15 protein-coding genes are annotated in these 14,745 nt (G+C 71.6%); 5 read left to right on the top strand and 10 right to left on the bottom strand.

The features are described 5' to 3' along the window. The first annotated feature begins 144 nt into the window (after positions 1 to 144). The gene (locus tag ACF06X_RS29400) at positions 145 to 1,059 is read left to right on the top strand and encodes an RNA polymerase sigma factor SigF (RefSeq protein WP_391937402.1); all 915 of its coding nucleotides are present in this window, start codon (positions 145 to 147) and stop codon (positions 1,057 to 1,059) included. Positions 1,060 to 1,658: 599 nt separating this feature from the next. Continuing rightward, a complete protein-coding gene (locus tag ACF06X_RS29395; protein WP_392290341.1) occupies positions 1,659 to 1,895 on the top strand; it encodes a hypothetical protein in 237 nt (78 codons plus the stop codon). Between the two features lie 29 nt (positions 1,896 to 1,924). On the opposite strand, the gene ACF06X_RS29390 is transcribed toward ACF06X_RS29395, so the two are convergent. Together ACF06X_RS29390 and ACF06X_RS29385 are read right to left on the bottom strand one after the other, a co-directional pair. After that, positions 1,925 to 2,263, bottom strand: a complete 339-nt coding sequence (locus tag ACF06X_RS29390) for a DoxX family protein (protein ID WP_392290427.1) — start codon at positions 2,261 to 2,263, stop codon at positions 1,925 to 1,927. Positions 2,264 to 3,301: 1,038 nt separating this feature from the next. Next, positions 3,302 to 3,517, bottom strand: a complete 216-nt coding sequence (locus tag ACF06X_RS29385; RefSeq protein ID WP_392290340.1) for a hypothetical protein — start codon at positions 3,515 to 3,517, stop codon at positions 3,302 to 3,304. Positions 3,518 to 3,707: 190 nt separating this feature from the next. On the opposite strand from ACF06X_RS29385, the gene ACF06X_RS29380 reads away from it, so the two are divergent. The 3 genes from ACF06X_RS29380 to ACF06X_RS29370 are packed head-to-tail and all read left to right on the top strand — an operon-like array spanning position 3,708 to position 7,598. After that, positions 3,708 to 4,205 carry a MarR family winged helix-turn-helix transcriptional regulator gene (locus ACF06X_RS29380; protein WP_392290339.1) on the top strand — a complete coding sequence of 166 codons (498 nt, stop codon included), beginning with the start codon at positions 3,708 to 3,710 and terminating at the stop codon, positions 4,203 to 4,205. A 36-nt stretch (positions 4,206 to 4,241) separates the two neighbouring features. Then, positions 4,242 to 6,710, top strand: coding sequence for an MFS transporter (locus ACF06X_RS29375; RefSeq protein WP_392290338.1), 2,469 nt, complete (start codon positions 4,242 to 4,244; stop codon positions 6,708 to 6,710). A 57-nt stretch (positions 6,711 to 6,767) separates the two neighbouring features. Next, positions 6,768 to 7,598, top strand: a complete 831-nt coding sequence (locus ACF06X_RS29370; protein ID WP_392290337.1) for a YceI family protein — start codon at positions 6,768 to 6,770, stop codon at positions 7,596 to 7,598. A gap of 7 nt (positions 7,599 to 7,605) precedes the next feature. On the opposite strand, the gene ACF06X_RS29365 is transcribed toward ACF06X_RS29370, so the two are convergent. From ACF06X_RS29365 to ACF06X_RS29330, 8 genes are all read right to left on the bottom strand, one after another. Then, positions 7,606 to 8,370 (bottom strand): TetR/AcrR family transcriptional regulator, encoded by a 765-nt coding sequence (locus ACF06X_RS29365; protein ID WP_392290336.1) that lies wholly within the window; start codon positions 8,368 to 8,370, stop codon positions 7,606 to 7,608. A gap of 33 nt (positions 8,371 to 8,403) precedes the next feature. Beyond that, positions 8,404 to 9,969 (bottom strand): MFS transporter, encoded by a 1,566-nt coding sequence (locus tag ACF06X_RS29360; protein ID WP_392290335.1) that lies wholly within the window; start codon positions 9,967 to 9,969, stop codon positions 8,404 to 8,406. Between the two features lie 201 nt (positions 9,970 to 10,170). Next, positions 10,171 to 11,019 (bottom strand): response regulator, encoded by an 849-nt coding sequence (locus ACF06X_RS29355; protein WP_392290334.1) that lies wholly within the window; start codon positions 11,017 to 11,019, stop codon positions 10,171 to 10,173. Positions 11,020 to 11,074: 55 nt separating this feature from the next. Further along, positions 11,075 to 11,974, bottom strand: a complete 900-nt coding sequence (locus tag ACF06X_RS29350) for an amidohydrolase family protein (protein ID WP_392290333.1) — start codon at positions 11,972 to 11,974, stop codon at positions 11,075 to 11,077. Then, positions 11,961 to 12,296: an antibiotic biosynthesis monooxygenase family protein gene (locus ACF06X_RS29345; RefSeq protein ID WP_392290332.1), complete on the bottom strand. Its 336-nt coding sequence runs from the start codon at positions 12,294 to 12,296 to the stop codon at positions 11,961 to 11,963. The genes ACF06X_RS29350 and ACF06X_RS29345 overlap by 14 nt, the downstream gene beginning before the upstream one ends. Positions 12,297 to 12,371: 75 nt before the next feature. Further along, entirely contained in the window at positions 12,372 to 13,208 is an 837-nt protein-coding gene (locus tag ACF06X_RS29340; protein ID WP_392290331.1) for a DUF2797 domain-containing protein, read from the bottom strand. 122 nt (positions 13,209 to 13,330) lie between these two features. Beyond that, complete coding sequence (locus ACF06X_RS29335; RefSeq protein WP_392290330.1) at positions 13,331 to 14,182, bottom strand: MBL fold metallo-hydrolase; 852 nt, start codon at positions 14,180 to 14,182, stop codon at positions 13,331 to 13,333. Positions 14,183 to 14,369: 187 nt separating this feature from the next. After that, complete coding sequence (locus ACF06X_RS29330) at positions 14,370 to 14,735, bottom strand: PH domain-containing protein (RefSeq protein WP_392290329.1); 366 nt, start codon at positions 14,733 to 14,735, stop codon at positions 14,370 to 14,372. Positions 14,736 to 14,745 lie beyond the last annotated feature (10 nt).

The raw sequence follows: 14,745 nt of genomic DNA, 5'->3' as shown, positions 1-14,745 counted from the left end.
GACAAGTCACTACAGCGTGTTGCCGACATGTGACATTCTGCTGGAACCGCGTTTGCCGCAGCTCCGCCTCCGGTATTCAGGTGGAGGCTGCGTTCCTCCGATGGTCGTGGCCGCCGCGACCGTCCGCGACCTCAAGGGGGTGGCATGTCCGCAGAACAGGGCAGCTCGAAGGTGCTCACGCTCACGCCCACGCTCGCGCAGACGCCGGTTCAGATGCCGGCACAGCCGCAGCCGCAGGCCCAGAGCGAAGCACCCGCCGCACCGCTGGTCGTCTCGCCGGAAGCCATCGACACCCGCACGCTCTCCCGCTCCCTCTTCCTGCGCCTGCGCGCCCTGGACGACCAGGGCGTGGCCGCCGACAGCCCGGAGCGGACCTACGTCCGTGACACCCTCATCGAGCTCAACCTCCCGCTCGTGCGGTACGCGGCGGCCCGGTTCCGCTCGCGCAACGAGCCGATGGAGGACATCGTCCAGGTCGGCACGATCGGCCTGATCAAAGCCATCGACCGGTTCGACTGCGAACGCGGCGTGGAGTTCCCGACGTTCGCGATGCCGACGGTCGTCGGCGAGATCAAGCGCTTCTTCCGTGACACCTCGTGGTCGGTGCGGGTGCCGCGCCGGCTGCAGGAGCTGCGGCTCGCGCTGACCAAGGCGAGCGACGAGCTGGCCCAGAAGCTGGACCGCTCCCCGACCGTTCCCGAACTCGCCGCCGTTCTGGGGGTGTCGGAGGAGGACGTCGTCGACGGCCTCGCGGTCGGCAACGCGTACACCGCCTCCTCGCTCGACTCCCCCTCCCCCGAGGACGACGGCGGCGAGGGCTCGCTCGCCGACCGGCTCGGGTACGAGGACACGGCCCTGGAAGGGGTCGAGTACCGCGAGTCGCTGAAGCCGCTGCTCGCCAAACTCCCGCCCAGGGAGCGGCAGATCATCATGCTGCGGTTCTTCGCCAACATGACCCAGTCGCAGATCGGCGAGGAGGTCGGCATCTCCCAGATGCACGTCTCGCGGCTGCTCACGCGGACCTTGGCGCAGCTGCGTCAGGGCCTCATCGACGACTGAAGTCGTCCCGAGCCGTTCCAAACTGACGGCTCGTCAGTAAGACTGGCGCCATGCGGCGACAGAGGTCACTTCTGGCAGTGGTCGCGCTCTGCCTCGGCGGAGCGCTGACCGCCTGCGGCGGCGTGGGTGAGGCTGAGGGATACGCGGCGGTCGGCGCGGGCACCGGCCCGAGGGGCGCGGTGCTCCCGTCGGGCAAGGTCACGCTGGTGCCCCTCGACGGCCCTTCGCCATCGGCATCGGTGTCGGTATCGGTGTCGGTATCGCCATCGGAATCGGAATCGGCAGGGTCGGCGAGCGGTACGGCGTCCAGCACGTCACACCCTTCGGACGGGGGTACGGGCGGGGGTACGGGTCCCCGGACGGGCCCGGCCTCGGCGCCGGCCCCGGGAACCTCGCCATCCGGGCACGGGAACCCTGGGACCCCCGGGACTCCTGGGGCCACCGGCGCGCCCGGCACGGTGACACCGCCCCGCACGTCGGCGCCACCGCCCCCTGGGGCGACCCCGCCCGCACCGACCACCCCGACCACGCCGGCGACACTCACGCTCTCCGCCCCTGTCCTCACGGACGCGGACCGGCGGTGGTGCGAGCGGGTCACGGTGACGTTCCGCAACACCGGGGGCACGGCGGCGAGTTCAGGGACGGTCACCTTCTTCACCCACATCATCGGCGCGCTCGGAGTCGACTGGGCGACGGTCGAGTCCAGGCAGCCGCTGCCCTCACCGATCGCGGCGGGCGCGGCCCGGACGCATACGTACACCGTCTGCGTGGAGTCCTGGCGGGTGCCGCTCGGCATGCACGTCGACACCCAGAAGGTCACCGCGACCTGGAAGTGATCCCGGCGCGGTGACGCCAGTCTGAGCTTTCAGGCGAGGACCAAGGCGGCGACGACCGGGGCCGCGTACATCAGCGGCCAGGCGACGTGCGGGTACGAGCGGGCGCGGATCACGGTGATGACGGCTCCGGCGAAGTAGAGAACCGTGCCGATCCCGGCCGCCAGGCCGATCACCGGAACCCACAGACCCACCACGAGCCCTGCGGCACCGGCCGCCTTGGCGACTCCGAGCCAGGTCCACCAGGAGCGGGGGACGCCGTACTCGGTCAGCGGCTCGACGACCCACGGAGCCTTGATGAAGATCGAGAGAGCCGAGAAGCCGACCATGAACGCGGCGACGGCGGTGACGACGATGTAGGTGGTGGACATGGTGGACATCAGGAACGCTCCTCGGTGGCGGTGTCTGCGGAGCGCTTCTCGCTCACACACCCCACTGACGGAGCGCCCGGCCCATGTGTGACGGGTATGGCGAACTTCCTCTTGGGCCGTTGTCGGTGCGGGGGCGGGGGCGGGGGCGGGGGCGGGGGCGGGGGCGGGGGCGGGGGCGGGGGCGGGGGCGGGGGCGGGGAGGGCGCCTGGGCCGGGCCGGGATCGTGGGCTTCTGGTGGTGGCCGCCCTCTCTCCGAGTGTGGCGGGTTCCACCGGCCCCTCAAGGGCGCTCCTTCGTCGCGTCGCTGCGCGATGGGCTCCGCCCACCCTTGACCGCCCGCCTCCACCCGCCTTTTCACACTCGGAGGGCGGCCCGGGGTGGGATCCCACGCCCTCGCGATTTTTGTGCCCAGGGCAGGCGGGCGTCTGCGGGTCAGGGGTGGGATCGCGCGGCAGTGCCATGGGGCGGCCCGGCTGCGCTTAGCGTGTTGCCCCCGGCGGGCAGCTGGGCTTCATGCCCCGCTGGTGGCTGTCCGGTGGGGGGTCGGGCCGCCCATTCCGGGTCCCCAGCGTGCCTAAGTGCTGTCTACTTCCGGCAACACCCGACCAGATGCCCCATTTGCGGGGATACCGGGCCTCGGCGGGGCAAGTTCGCTGCAGTTTTGGCTGCCGGGCAGTGCCCAGCGGGGCATGAAGCCCCGCCGCCCACCGAAGGTCACTCGCTAAGCCGTGCCGGGCCGCCCCATCGCACCGCCGCGCAATCCGACCCCCTACCCGCAGGCGCTCGCCCAGCGGCGGAACGATTCTGCGAAGGCGTGGGGAGCCCACCCCGGGCCGCCCTCCGAGTGTGAAAAGGCGCCCGGAGTCGGGCGGTCAAGGGTGGAGCGCAGCGGAATCGGCGGAGCCGACGCGACGAGGAACGAGGAGCGCCCTTGAGGGGCCGGCGGAGGGCGCCACACTCGGAGAGAGGGCGGCCACCACCAGAAACGTACGAACCTGGTCCGCCCCGAGGCCCCCGAAGCCGTTACCGCCGGGCGCTCAGCCCAGGGCCAGCCAGGCCACCCCCGCCAGGACCGCGATCACCGCGATCACGCCCACGATCAGGCCGACGCGGGGGCCGGTCGAGGCGGCCGGCTGCGGGCGGCCCTGCGGGGCGCCCTCGTCGACGAAGGCGCGGAACATCTGCGTGTTGCCCGAGGGGTCGTAGTTGCCCTCGGGGCCCTGACCGTGCGGTGCATGGGGGTTGTGTGCCATGGGGCAGGACCCTAGCGAACCGGAGGTTGCCGCCCCAAGCCCCGCCCCCGCCCCCGGCCGTTCCGGCACCGATCCCCCGCAACGCCTCCCACCTTTGCCGTTTCTTTAGCGCGGTTTGACCGATTTAGTTTGCCTGAAGCAACCATCCATCTCTATGGTTGCCCTAAGCAACAAGATGTGTGGGGTGCCCATGGACTCACCGGACCGTCAGGACCACCAGGACCGCCAGGACCGTCACGACTCTCGGGACCGTCACAGCCGTTACGAGTCCCTGGCCCGCCAGCTCGGCGCCATCGGCGCCGTCAAGCGCGGACTCGTCCGGGCCCTGCCGGCCGAGTGCCCGGGCGGTTCCGCGATCGTCCTCGCCCTCCTCCATCACCACGGCAGTCTGCGGATGGGCCGCGTCTCCGAGCTGATGGGCGTCGACATGTCGGTCAGCAGCCGTCATGTGGCGCACACCGTGGAACGCGGCTGGGTCGAGCGGCTGCCCGACCCGGACGACAAGCGCTGCCGCACCCTGCAACTCACCCCCGCGGGCGGGGCGATGCTCGCCGACCTCGACCGGCGGGTGACCGACCTGTTCGCCCGCACTCTCGCCGAGTGGTCCGACGACGACGTCGTGCTGCTCACCACCCTGTTGGCCCGTCTCCGCGGCTCCTTCGGGGACTGCCGGGCCCACCACGCCTAGCAAGCACGTCAACAGACACGCAAGCAAAGGAAGTTCATGGCTACGACCACACCCGACTCCGGTGTGCGGGGCGGCCACGCCAAGCATGGAGGCCATGGAGGTCCCGTCTCCGACGGCGCCCCGATGACGCACCGCCAGATCATGGAGGCGCTCTCCGGGCTGCTGCTCGGCATGTTCGTCGCCATCCTGTCCTCGACGATCGTCTCCAACGCCCTCCCGGAGATCATCACCGACCTCGGCGGCGGCCAGTCCGCCTACACCTGGGTCGTCACCGCCGCGCTCCTCTCGATGACCGCGACCACCCCCCTGTGGGGCAAGCTCGCCGACCTCTTCTCCAAGAAGCTGCTCGTCCAGACAGCCCTGGTCATCTACGTCGCCGGCTCGGTCGTCGCCGGTCTGTCCCAGAACACCGGCATGCTCATCGCCTGCCGGGTCGTCCAGGGCATCGGCGTCGGCGGTCTGACCGCGCTCTCCCAGATCATCCTGGCCGCCATGATCGCCCCGCGCGAGCGCGGCCGGTACAGCGGCTACCTCGGCGCCACCTTCGCCGTCGCCACGGTCGGCGGCCCGCTGCTCGGCGGCGTCATCACGGACACCGACTGGCTCGGCTGGCGCTGGTGCTTCTACGTCGGCGTGCCCTTCGCGATGATCGCGCTGCTCGTGCTGCAGAAGACCCTGAAGCTGCCCGTCGTGAAGCGCGAGGTCAAGGTCGACTGGACCGGAGCCGGCGTCATCAGTGCCGCGGTCTCCCTCCTCCTGATCTGGGTGACCTTCGCGGGCGACAAGTACGACTGGATGTCCTGGCAGACCGCCGCCATGGTGGGCGGTTCCCTCCTCCTCGTCGCGCTCTTCGTGCTCGTCGAGTCGAAGGCCGACGAGCCGATCATCCCGCTACGCCTCTTCCGTAACCGCACCATCACCCTGGCCTCGCTCGCCTCGCTCTTCGTGGGCGTCGCGATGTTCGCCGGCACGGTCTTCTTCAGCCAGTACTTCCAACTGGCCCGGAACGAGTCGCCGACGATGTCCGGCGTCCTGACCATCCCGATGATCGCCGGTCTCTTCGTCTCCTCGACCGTCTCCGGCATGATCATCACCAAGACCGGCCGGTGGAAGGCCTGGCTGGTCAGCGGCGGTGTCCTGGTGACCAGCGGGCTCGGACTGCTCGGCACGATCCGGTACGACACGGAGTACTGGCACATCGCGGTCTTCATGGCCGTCATGGGTCTCGGCCTCGGCATGATGATGCAGAACCTGGTCCTGTGCACGCAGAACCAGGTCGACCCGGCCGACCTCGGCTCCGCCTCCTCCGTCGTCACCTTCTTCCGCTCGCTCGGCGGTGCGATCGGTGTCTCGGCGCTCGGCGCGGTGCTGGCCCACCGGGTCACGCACTACGTCAAGGACGGCCTCGCCGACCTCGGACCGAAGGCCGCCGGAATGGCCGGCGGAACGGCCGGCGGCGGTTCGGGCGGCGGCATCCCCGACATGGACAAGCTGCCGGCGCCGATCCGTACCGTCATGGAGAGCGCGTACGGGCACGGTGTCGGCGATGTCTTCCTCTACTCGGCGCCCTTCGCGCTGCTCGCCTTCCTGGTGACGCTGTTCATCAAGGAGGTGGCGCTGAAGAGCGGCGCGAACGGGCCGGCCAAGGAGACCCCGGCACAAGCCCCGACCGCCACCACCCCAGCCGCCACCACCCCGATCGCCACCACCGCCACCACCGCCACCACCGCCACCACCCCGACCGTCAGCGGAACCGTCCGTACCGCCGAAGGCTCGGACGTGCCGGGTGCGACGGTCACGCTGATCTCGCTCGGCGGGCGGCAGCTCGGCCGCGCGGTCGTCCGGGACGGGGGCGGTTACGCCGTCGACGCGCCGGGCGCCGGGTCGTACGTCCTGATCGCCTCCGCCGACGGTTTCCAGCCGCAGGCCTCGACGGTCGTCGTGCACGACGGTCCCGGTCCGCTCACCCACGACGTGCTCCTGACCGGCACCAGCGGGCTCACGGGCTCCGTCACCGCCGTGGACGGCGGGGCACCCGTCGACGGCGCGACGGTCGTGGTCACGGACGTACGGGGTGAGGTGCTGGCCTCCGGTAAGACCGGCGCGGACGGCGGCTTCGCCTTCGCGGAGCTGGTGCCCGGCGCGGTCACGGTGGCGGTCACCGCCGCAGGACACCGCCCGCAGGCGCTGCCCGTCGAGATCGGCGGCCAGGGCACGACCCGGCTCGACGTGGCCCTCGCGGCCGGAGCGGTCGTCCACGGCACGGTCCGCGCGGGGCTCGACCACCGGCCACTGGCCGACGCGCGGGTGACCCTGGTCGACGCGGCGGGGAACGTGACGGCGTCGGCGACGACGGACACGGACGGCACGTACGCCTTCGCCGACCTGGACGCGGGCGAGTACACGCTCATCGCGACCGGCTACCCGCCGGTGGCGGGGCGCCTGACCGTGACCGGCGCCGGAGTCGACGGCCACGACATCGAACTGGCCCACCCGGGCGAGTGACCGACCCGGCCGCGCCCCGAGCGGAGGCGCGGCCGGTCCGGAAAGAGTGAGGTACGGATGGGACTGCACGCACAGGTACGGACGCGGGACGGGTGGCCGGTGCCGCACGCCGTGGTGACCGTGACCGACGGCTCGGGCGGGCAGGTCCTGCGGGCGGTGGCGGACGCGGACGGGGTCGTACGGTCGCGGCCGACGACGCTGGCACCGGGGGCGTACACCGTGGTGGTGACCGCCCTCGGGTACGCGCCGGACGCGCGCACCGCGCTGGTCGGCGCGGCCGGCCGGGCCGAGGTGGGGACCGTCGTCCTGGCCCGCGCGGGCGGCACGGAGCTGCCCGCGCCGGGCGTCTGGACCCTGGACGCGGCGCACTCCTCGGTGGGGGCGGTGGCCCAGCACCTCGGGATCTCCAGCGTGCACGGGCGGTTCACCGAGTTCACCGGGCGGATCGAGATCGCGCCCGACGTCCTGGCGTCCCGGGTGGAGGCGGTCATAGCGGCCGGTTCCGTCGACACGGGCAACGGCCTGCGGGACAAGCACCTGCGGTCGGCGGACTTCCTGGACGTGGACCGCTTCCCGGAGATCACGTACCGGAGCACGGCGCTGCGGGCGGCGGGCCCGGACCGCTGGACCGTGGCGGGCGAGCTGTCCCTGCGGGGCGTCACGCGCGAGGTGCTTCTCGACCTGTCGTACCTGGGCACGGGCCCGGACCCGTGGGGAGGGGTCCGGGCGGCCTTCCGGGCGGAGGCCGAGCTGCGGCGCGAGGACTTCGCGATGACCTACAACCAGGTGGTGTCGGCGGGCATCGCGGCGATCGGCACGACGCTGCGGGTGACGCTGGACATCCAGGCGGTACGGGCGGGGGACATCCAGGCGGCACGGGCGGGCTGACCGGGCGTCACTCCGAGCGGGCCGCCATGACCTCGATGCCGGCGATCAGGATGTCGAGGGCGTAGGCGAAGTCCCGCTCCCAGATGTCGCTGACGCTGCCGTGCGTGGCGCGCTCGTCCAGGATCTCCTTCATGTCCTCGATCTGCACCGCGAATTCCGGGTCGTCGCGGAAGGCCGAGACCGCCTCCGTGTAGAAGTCGTCCTGCGTCATGCCGGCCTCGGCCGCGCGCCGGCCGAACTGGGCCTCCAACGTCCCGTAGCCGTAGACGAACTGGAAGACCGCCGACATCGCACCCGGCCGGCCGTGCAGCGGCAGGCCGGTGTCCTTGATCGCCTCCTGGATCTTGGTGCCGACGGCGATCGCGTTCGGTCCGATGTTCAGGTACGAGCCGGCGCACGGCGAGGCCCAGGCATGGCGGGCGAGCATGCGGCGGTAGGCGAGGGCGAGCGCGCGGATCCGGCCCTGCCAGTCCTCGGCGGCGTCGACGGCGGCGAGGTCGATCTCGCCGTAGAGGGCGTCGAGCGCGAACTCGATGATGTCGTCCTTGGTGTCCACGTACCAGTAGAGCGACATCGCGGTGACGTTCAGCTCCGCCGCGAGCCTGCGCATGGAGAACTTGGCGAGACCCTCCTCGTCCAGCATCCGGATCGAGGCGGCCACGATCCGGTCGCGGTCGAGCCCGGCGGGGCCGCCCCCCGCGCGGGCGGCCCTCTTCTCGAGCCAGACGCTGGAACGCGCCGGGTTCTTCGCCCGGTCGGCTGCCTTCACCATCGCGTTCCTCCTCGTCAACGGTCGAGGCCCATGCTATGCACCGGCCGTCTCCTTGTCGGACAGCCCGGTCGCCTCCCCCGGCTTCTCCGCCCGCTTCTCCGATCGCTTCTCCGATCGCTCGGCGCGCGCGAGCAGGGCCGCCGCCACCAGGCCGCCCGCGAAGACGGCGATCGCGCCGACCAGCTGGCTGGTCTGGAGCCCCGAGGCGAAGGCGGCGGAGATCTCCTGCCGTTCGGCGCCGCTACCGGCCGCCGCGAGCGCCGCCGGCAGGGAACTCGCGGTGACGGCGACGAGCGCCGCGAACCGGGCGTTGAGGACGGCTCCGAGGACGGCGACACCGAGGCCGTTGCCGAACTCGGCGAGGGTGCCGTTGATACCGGCGCCCACTCCGGCCTTCTCCGGCGGGATCGCGCTCATGATCGCGTTGGCCATCGCCGGGGAGGAGACGGCGATGCCGCCGCCCATCAGCACCAGACCGAGCAGCATGCCCCAGTAGCTGCCGTCCGTGCCGCCACCCAGCAGCGAGATCGAGGTCAGGCCGCCGGCGACCAGGGACATGCCCAGGACGACGGTGGGCGGGGTGCCGAGCTTCATCACGATGCGCGGGCCGATGCCGGTCAGGTTGAGGCCGACGATCGTGAGCGCGAGCGGCGCCATCCGCAGACCCGCCTCCAGCGGCTCGTAACCGAGCACGAACTGCAGGTGCTGCGTGAGCAGGAAGAGCGATCCGCCCATGCCGAAGACGACCAGGATCGAACCGCCGATGGCGCCGATGAACTTCTGGTTGCGGAAGAAGTGCATGTCGAGCATCGGGTACGGGACGCGCAGCTCCCACAGCGCGAAGGCGCCGAGGGTGAGGACGCCGATCGCGGCCGGGGTCAGCACCTCGGCGGAGAGCCAGCCGTGCTCGGGGCCGGTGATGATCGCGTACACGACGGCGGTCATGCCGATGGTGGAGAGCAGCGCGCCGAGCAGGTCGGGGCGCGCGCCCTGCGGGTTCTTCGACTCGGGTACGAGCTTGAGGACGGCGATCAGGCCGACGACCGCGACCGGGATGTTGATGAGGAAGATCATTCCCCACCAGAAGTGGTCGAGGATCACGCCGCCGATCAGCGGTCCGCCGGCGAAGCCGAGCGAGGCGACCGTGGACCAGAGCGCGATGGCCTTGACCCGCTCCGAGTCGTCGAAGATCTGCATGACGACGGCGAGCGTGGTGGTCATCAACAGCGCCCCGCCGACGCCCATGCCCGCGCGGGCGGCGATCAACTGCGCGGTGGAGTCGGCGAGTCCGGCGGCGAGCGAGCCGAGGCCGAAGAGCGCGAGGCCGGTGGCGAGGAGCTTCTTGCGGCCGTAGCGGTCGGCGGCGTTGCCGGCGGTGAGGAGCAGACCGGACTGGACGAGCGAGTACGCGTTGATCATCCACTGGATGTCGGCGGTGGTCGCGTGGAGTTCGGAGGTCAGGGAGGGGATCGCGACGCTCAGGACGGTGTTGTCGAGCAGCACGGTGAGCTGGGCGAGACAGATGACGCCGAGGATCAGCCAGCGCTGCGGGTGTCCGCCGGTGGTGGCGGGGTGGGACTCGGCGGTCGTCGCCGTCATGGGGACAGGCTCCTTGTACAGTGTACGGGACTGGTCTCGTACACCGTACAAGGGCTCTCGTACGCTGTATAGCGATTACTTCTTCTCGGTCAGGTCCGGCAGGCCCCCCGGGCCCGGCACCCCGGGCCCGGGGCGCCCCGGGCCCGGCCCCCCGGGCCCGGCCCCCCGGGCCCGGCACCCCGGGACACCCCTACGACACCCCTACTCCCCCGGCTTGATCAGGTAACCGGCCCCGCGCCGGGTGTGGATCATCGGCGAGCGTCCCGCGTCGATCTTCCGTCGCAGGTAGGAGATGTAGAGCTCGACGATGTTGGCCTGGCCGCCGAAGTCGTACGACCAGACCCGGTCCAGGATCTGCGCCTTGCTCAGCACCCGGCGCGGGTTGCGCATGAGGTAGCGCAGCAGCTCGAACTCGGTCGCGGTGAGGTGGATCGAGTCCCCGCCCCGGGTGACCTCGTGGCTGTCCTCGTCCAGGGTCAGGTCCCCGACCACGAGCAGCGACTCGCTGCGCGCCTGCGCCGCCCCCGAACGCCGGATCAGTCCGCGCAGCCGCGCCACGACCTCCTCCAGGCTGAACGGCTTGGTGACGTAGTCGTCGCCGCCCGCCGTGAGGCCGTCGATCCGGTCCTCGACGGCGTCCTTGGCGGTCAGGAACAGCACCGGCACGTCGGGCAGTTCGCGTCGCAGTCCGCCGAGCACGGCCAGGCCGTCCATGTCGGGCAGCATCACGTCGAGGATCACGGCATCGGGCCGGAACTCCCGCGCCGCGCGCAGCGCCCCGGCGCCGTCGCCCGCGCTGTGGACCTGCCAGCCCTCGTACCGCAGGGCCATGGAGAGCAGTTCGGCGAGCGAGGCCTCGTCGTCCACGACGAGCACCCGGACGGCCGTGCCGTCGGGCCGGAGTATGTGAGGGGCGGCGGTACGCGGGGCGGCGGTACGCGGGGCCGTGGTGCGCGGGGCGGCGGTACGCGGGGCGGCGGTACGCGGGGCCGTGGTGCGCGGGGCGGCGGTACGCGGGGCGGTGCTCCCCCGGGGCGTGGTCGCGGTCATGGTGCCACGCTGGAGCGGCGTACTGAGATCTCTCTTTGCCCTCCCTGTGAATTCCCTAAGAACGCCGGGGCAGATCGAAGAGCCCGGCCGCGTTGTGGTGCAGCACGTTCCGCAGCCACTCCTCCCCGAGGCCGAGCCGCTCCAGGGCGTCGAGCTGGTGGACGTACGGGTAGGGAATGTTCGGGAAGTCGGAGCCGAGGAGGATCCGCCCGCCGAGCCCGAGAGCGCGCAGGCGCGGGAGTTCGGCGGCGGGGAAGGGGGCGAACCGTTCGCTGAAGTCGGTGAAGGCCATGGTGGTGTCCAGGTGGACGCCTTCGTACCGCTCGGCGAGGTCGAGGAAGTCGGCGTACTCCGGCATCCCCATGTGGGCGACGATCAGCCGCAGGCGGGGATGGCGGGCGAGCAGCTGTCCAACGGGCCCGGGCCCGGTGAACTTCCCGGGGGCGGGCCCCGAGCCGCAGTGGATGACGACGGGCACGCCGGCTTCGGCGATCAGCCCCCAACCACCCTCCATCAGCCCGTCGTTGGGATCGAACCCGCCGACCTGGAGGTGCACCTTGAAGACCCGGGCACCGGCGTCGAGGGCCTGCCGGACGTACGTCCCGGTGTCCGGCTCCGGATAGAGGGTCGCGGTGTGCAGACAGTCGGGTGTACGGGCGGCGAAGTCGGCGGCCCAGCCGTTGAGCCACCGCGCCATCCCGGCCTTGTGCGGATAGAGCATCGAGGTGAACGCGAGGACACCGAACTCGCGGAGCAGCGCGACGCGGCGGTCCTCCTCCTCGCGGTAGGTGATGGGCCACTCCATGCCGGTCAGGGGGCCGACGGCGTCGAAGTAGGCCCAGACCTTGTCGAGGACGTTCTGGGGCATGAAGTGGGTGTGGACGTCGACGAGTCCGGGGATGCCGAGCCGCCGGACCAGATCGCCGGGGTGGTCGGGGGTGTCATGCGCGCTCAAAGCTGTAGCTCCTCTCGACCTTCCCGATGTGGACGCTGTAGCGGTCGTACCAGTGCGCGCGCCCGTGGTGCTTCGCGGCCTGGTGCTCCGCGTCGTTCTGCCAGGCACCGAGGGATTCGAGGTCGCGGAAGTAGGCGACGGAGATGCCGATCCCGCCGGGGGTGCGGGCGGTCTCGTAGCCGAGGAAGCCGGGGATCTCCCGGACGATCTCCAGCATGCGGGCGCCGGTCTCGGCGTACCCCTCGGGGTCGTCGGCACGGACCGAGGTGAAGACAGCGGTGTAGTACGGCGGTTCGAGGCCCGCCACCAGGCTCTGGGTCATGTCGATCACCCTCCGCCGGTCGGGGCGGACCTGTCCACAGCCGGGCGGGAAAGGGGTCCAAGTCTTTACGGTCGGCTAGAACAGCCCCTCCTGGGTGCGGCCCGGCTCCTTCCGGACGGGCACGGTGACGGCTTCGCCCGCGTCGGCCGAGGCCAGCCCCCACCCCCGTACGAGCCGGGTGTCGACGGCGAGGCAGCGCCCTTCGGAGTCGAGAAGGTGCAGGTCGGGCCCTGCGGCGGCGAGGACACGGCCGGCGACGACGCCGTTCTCGCACAGCTCGGTGACGGTCCCGGAGAGCGCCGGGAGCCCGTCGAGCCCGAAGACCCCGGCGTGATCGCGCACCTCGCACGGCAGCGTGTGGAGGGTCTCTCCCCACCCGGGCAGGGCGACGGCTTCGCGGTACAGCTCCTCGATCTCGCGCCGGCGTTCGGGCGGCGCCGGCAGCCGGTGCCGTACGGCACGCTTCCCGGCGTACGGAATCCGGTCGGGCACCTTCAGCGCGTGCCGCAGCTGTTCCTCGGTCCGCCGCGCGGCCATGAGCGGCCCCCGCCCGATCCAGCTGAAGGCGACGGCCCCCTGCTCCAGGAGCCGGGCGTCGCCCCGGGCCTCGGCCGTGATCCCGACCTTGGTCATCCCGGGCCCGAACCAGGCGAGGTACACGCGGTACGGCTGGGGGTCGTCCAGCTTGGTGTCGGCGGCGACCGAATGGGCCCGGTCGAGCCGTGCGCACGCGGGGCACTGCCCGCCGGTGGCGCGCGGCGGCACCTGCGCGGACAACGGGCAGGCGTTGCCCCGGGCGCCCGGGCAGCGTCGCCCACCGACCGCCCGGAACCCGATCATCTGCCCGTACCGGAGCACGGACACCCGCCCGCCCTCCCAGCGCAGCCCGGGCACGCCCCCGCGCCACCCCATCCCGGCACACCGCCACACCACGGCTCGTTCCCCCTGCTCGTGCTCTCGTGAGCCGCCCAGTCAACCTCACCGCTCACGGCACGGCCCGCGCCCCGCCCCAAGGCACCGGGTGGCAGCGCGCCTCACGTCCCGGACGGCCGTGGCTGCTCCGGCGGAACCGAGCTCTCGGCGACCGCCATCCACTGGTCCAGGTCGGCCTGGGTGAACTCCGCCCACGGTGGGATCTCGGGAAGCCGGCGGAGGAGGTCATAGGCCTCGGGGACCCGGGGGCCGCTGAGGATCGGGGTGTGGCAGCCGGCGATGACCTCGGCGCCCAGATGCTGGAAGTCGCTGACGACCGTCCCGAACTTCTGGGAGTCCAGCAGGGCGACCCAGGGAGAGACCAGGCGTCCGCCGAAGAACTGGCCGTCGCGGAAATCGTCCGGTGACAGCTCCGCGACGTCGGGCATGGGGGCCGGCACGTTGGTGGCGAAGGTGTCGACGGCCCACAGGACATGGGTCTTCGGGTCGAAGAGGGCGCGAGTGGTGGGGTTGTCGTACAGGGGCGGTCGTTTGGCGACCAGGGTGCGGTCGCCCGCGTCGATCGTGTCGCCGTCGGTCATGAAGCGGCACCGATTGACGGGGGTCTCCCACTCCTCGGCCATGCGGCCGATGGAGAACCAGGTGGTCAGCAGGGTCGCGTTCGGGCACGCGGCGAGGACCGCCAGGAGGTTGCCGGCGTGGTCGCGGTCGTCGTGGGTGAGGAAGATCCACCGCACGTCCAGGGGGTCTACGACGGACCAGGCGGCCTCCAGCCACTGGGAGCGCACCGCGGGCGCCCCGGTGTCGACGAGGACCGGTTCGGGGCCCCGGATCACCATCGAGTTCATCGGGAAGTGCCCGACCGGCGGGGCCTCGAGGGCCCAGGGGATGACGAACGTCTCCTCGGCGATCTTGTACGGCTGCAGAAGCTCGAACGTTTCCATGGTCGTCATCGCTGCTCTCCCTAGGCCGGAGTCCCCGCAGCCCCCATGAATCCAGTCCAGCCCCGTGCCCGGCGGCCGTCAACCGCAGGCGACGCCGTGCGGGCCGTGCCTCCGGACACGCGGGCGTACACCCGGAAGAGGAAGGCCCCCGGGATCGCCCTGGAGCGACCCGGAGGCCTCGTCTCGTCCCTCGGTCCTACTTGGCCACGAACTGGGTCAGGATCGCCTGCACCTCGTAGATGTCCACGCCCTTGGTGAAGGTCTTCTGGACGGGGAGGGACTGGCCGGAGATCCAGATCTTCAGCTCGGCGTCCAGATCGAAGGTGCCGGCGGTCTCCACGGCGAAGTGGGTGATGCTGCGGTACGGGACCGAGTGGTACTCGACCTTCTTGCCGGTGATGCCCTGCTTGTCGACGAGCACGAGCCGCCGGTCGGTGAAGAAGATCGTGTCCCGTATCAACAGGTACGCGGCGTGCACCTGCTCCCCGGGCCCGAGCAGCCGCGCGTAGTCCTGCTGCGCCTGCGCCGGATCGATCTTGTGCGCGTTCCCGAACAGTGCCATGCCAACCCCC

Origin of the sequence: Streptomyces sp. NPDC015346, assembly GCF_043078785.1 — a bacterium.
GTDB lineage: Bacteria > Actinomycetota > Actinomycetes > Streptomycetales > Streptomycetaceae > Streptomyces.
The sequence above is the reverse complement of the archived record's forward strand: the minus strand, read 5'-3'. Positions and strand labels throughout refer to the sequence as shown.

What these genes read in the sequence shown, in the direction of transcription:
- ACF06X_RS29400 (WP_391937402.1), top strand. Translation starts at nt 145, where the DNA reads ATGTCCGCAGAACAGGGCAGCTCGAAGGTGCTCACGCTCACGCCCACG.
- ACF06X_RS29390 (WP_392290427.1), bottom strand. Translation starts at nt 2,263, where the DNA reads ATGTCCACCACCTACATCGTCGTCACCGCCGTCGCCGCGTTCATGGTC.
- ACF06X_RS29385 (WP_392290340.1), bottom strand. Translation starts at nt 3,517, where the DNA reads ATGGCACACAACCCCCATGCACCGCACGGTCAGGGCCCCGAGGGCAAC.
- ACF06X_RS29380 (WP_392290339.1), top strand. Translation starts at nt 3,708, where the DNA reads ATGGACTCACCGGACCGTCAGGACCACCAGGACCGCCAGGACCGTCAC.
- ACF06X_RS29375 (WP_392290338.1), top strand. Translation starts at nt 4,242, where the DNA reads ATGGCTACGACCACACCCGACTCCGGTGTGCGGGGCGGCCACGCCAAG.
- ACF06X_RS29370 (WP_392290337.1), top strand. Translation starts at nt 6,768, where the DNA reads ATGGGACTGCACGCACAGGTACGGACGCGGGACGGGTGGCCGGTGCCG.
- ACF06X_RS29365 (WP_392290336.1), bottom strand. Translation starts at nt 8,370, where the DNA reads ATGGTGAAGGCAGCCGACCGGGCGAAGAACCCGGCGCGTTCCAGCGTC.
- ACF06X_RS29360 (WP_392290335.1), bottom strand. Translation starts at nt 9,969, where the DNA reads ATGACGGCGACGACCGCCGAGTCCCACCCCGCCACCACCGGCGGACAC.
- ACF06X_RS29355 (WP_392290334.1), bottom strand. Translation starts at nt 11,019, where the DNA reads ATGACCGCGACCACGCCCCGGGGGAGCACCGCCCCGCGTACCGCCGCC.
- ACF06X_RS29345 (WP_392290332.1), bottom strand. Translation starts at nt 12,296, where the DNA reads ATGACCCAGAGCCTGGTGGCGGGCCTCGAACCGCCGTACTACACCGCT.
- ACF06X_RS29340 (WP_392290331.1), bottom strand. Translation starts at nt 13,208, where the DNA reads ATGGGGTGGCGCGGGGGCGTGCCCGGGCTGCGCTGGGAGGGCGGGCGG.
- ACF06X_RS29335 (WP_392290330.1), bottom strand. Translation starts at nt 14,182, where the DNA reads ATGACGACCATGGAAACGTTCGAGCTTCTGCAGCCGTACAAGATCGCC.
- ACF06X_RS29330 (WP_392290329.1), bottom strand. Translation starts at nt 14,735, where the DNA reads ATGGCACTGTTCGGGAACGCGCACAAGATCGATCCGGCGCAGGCGCAG.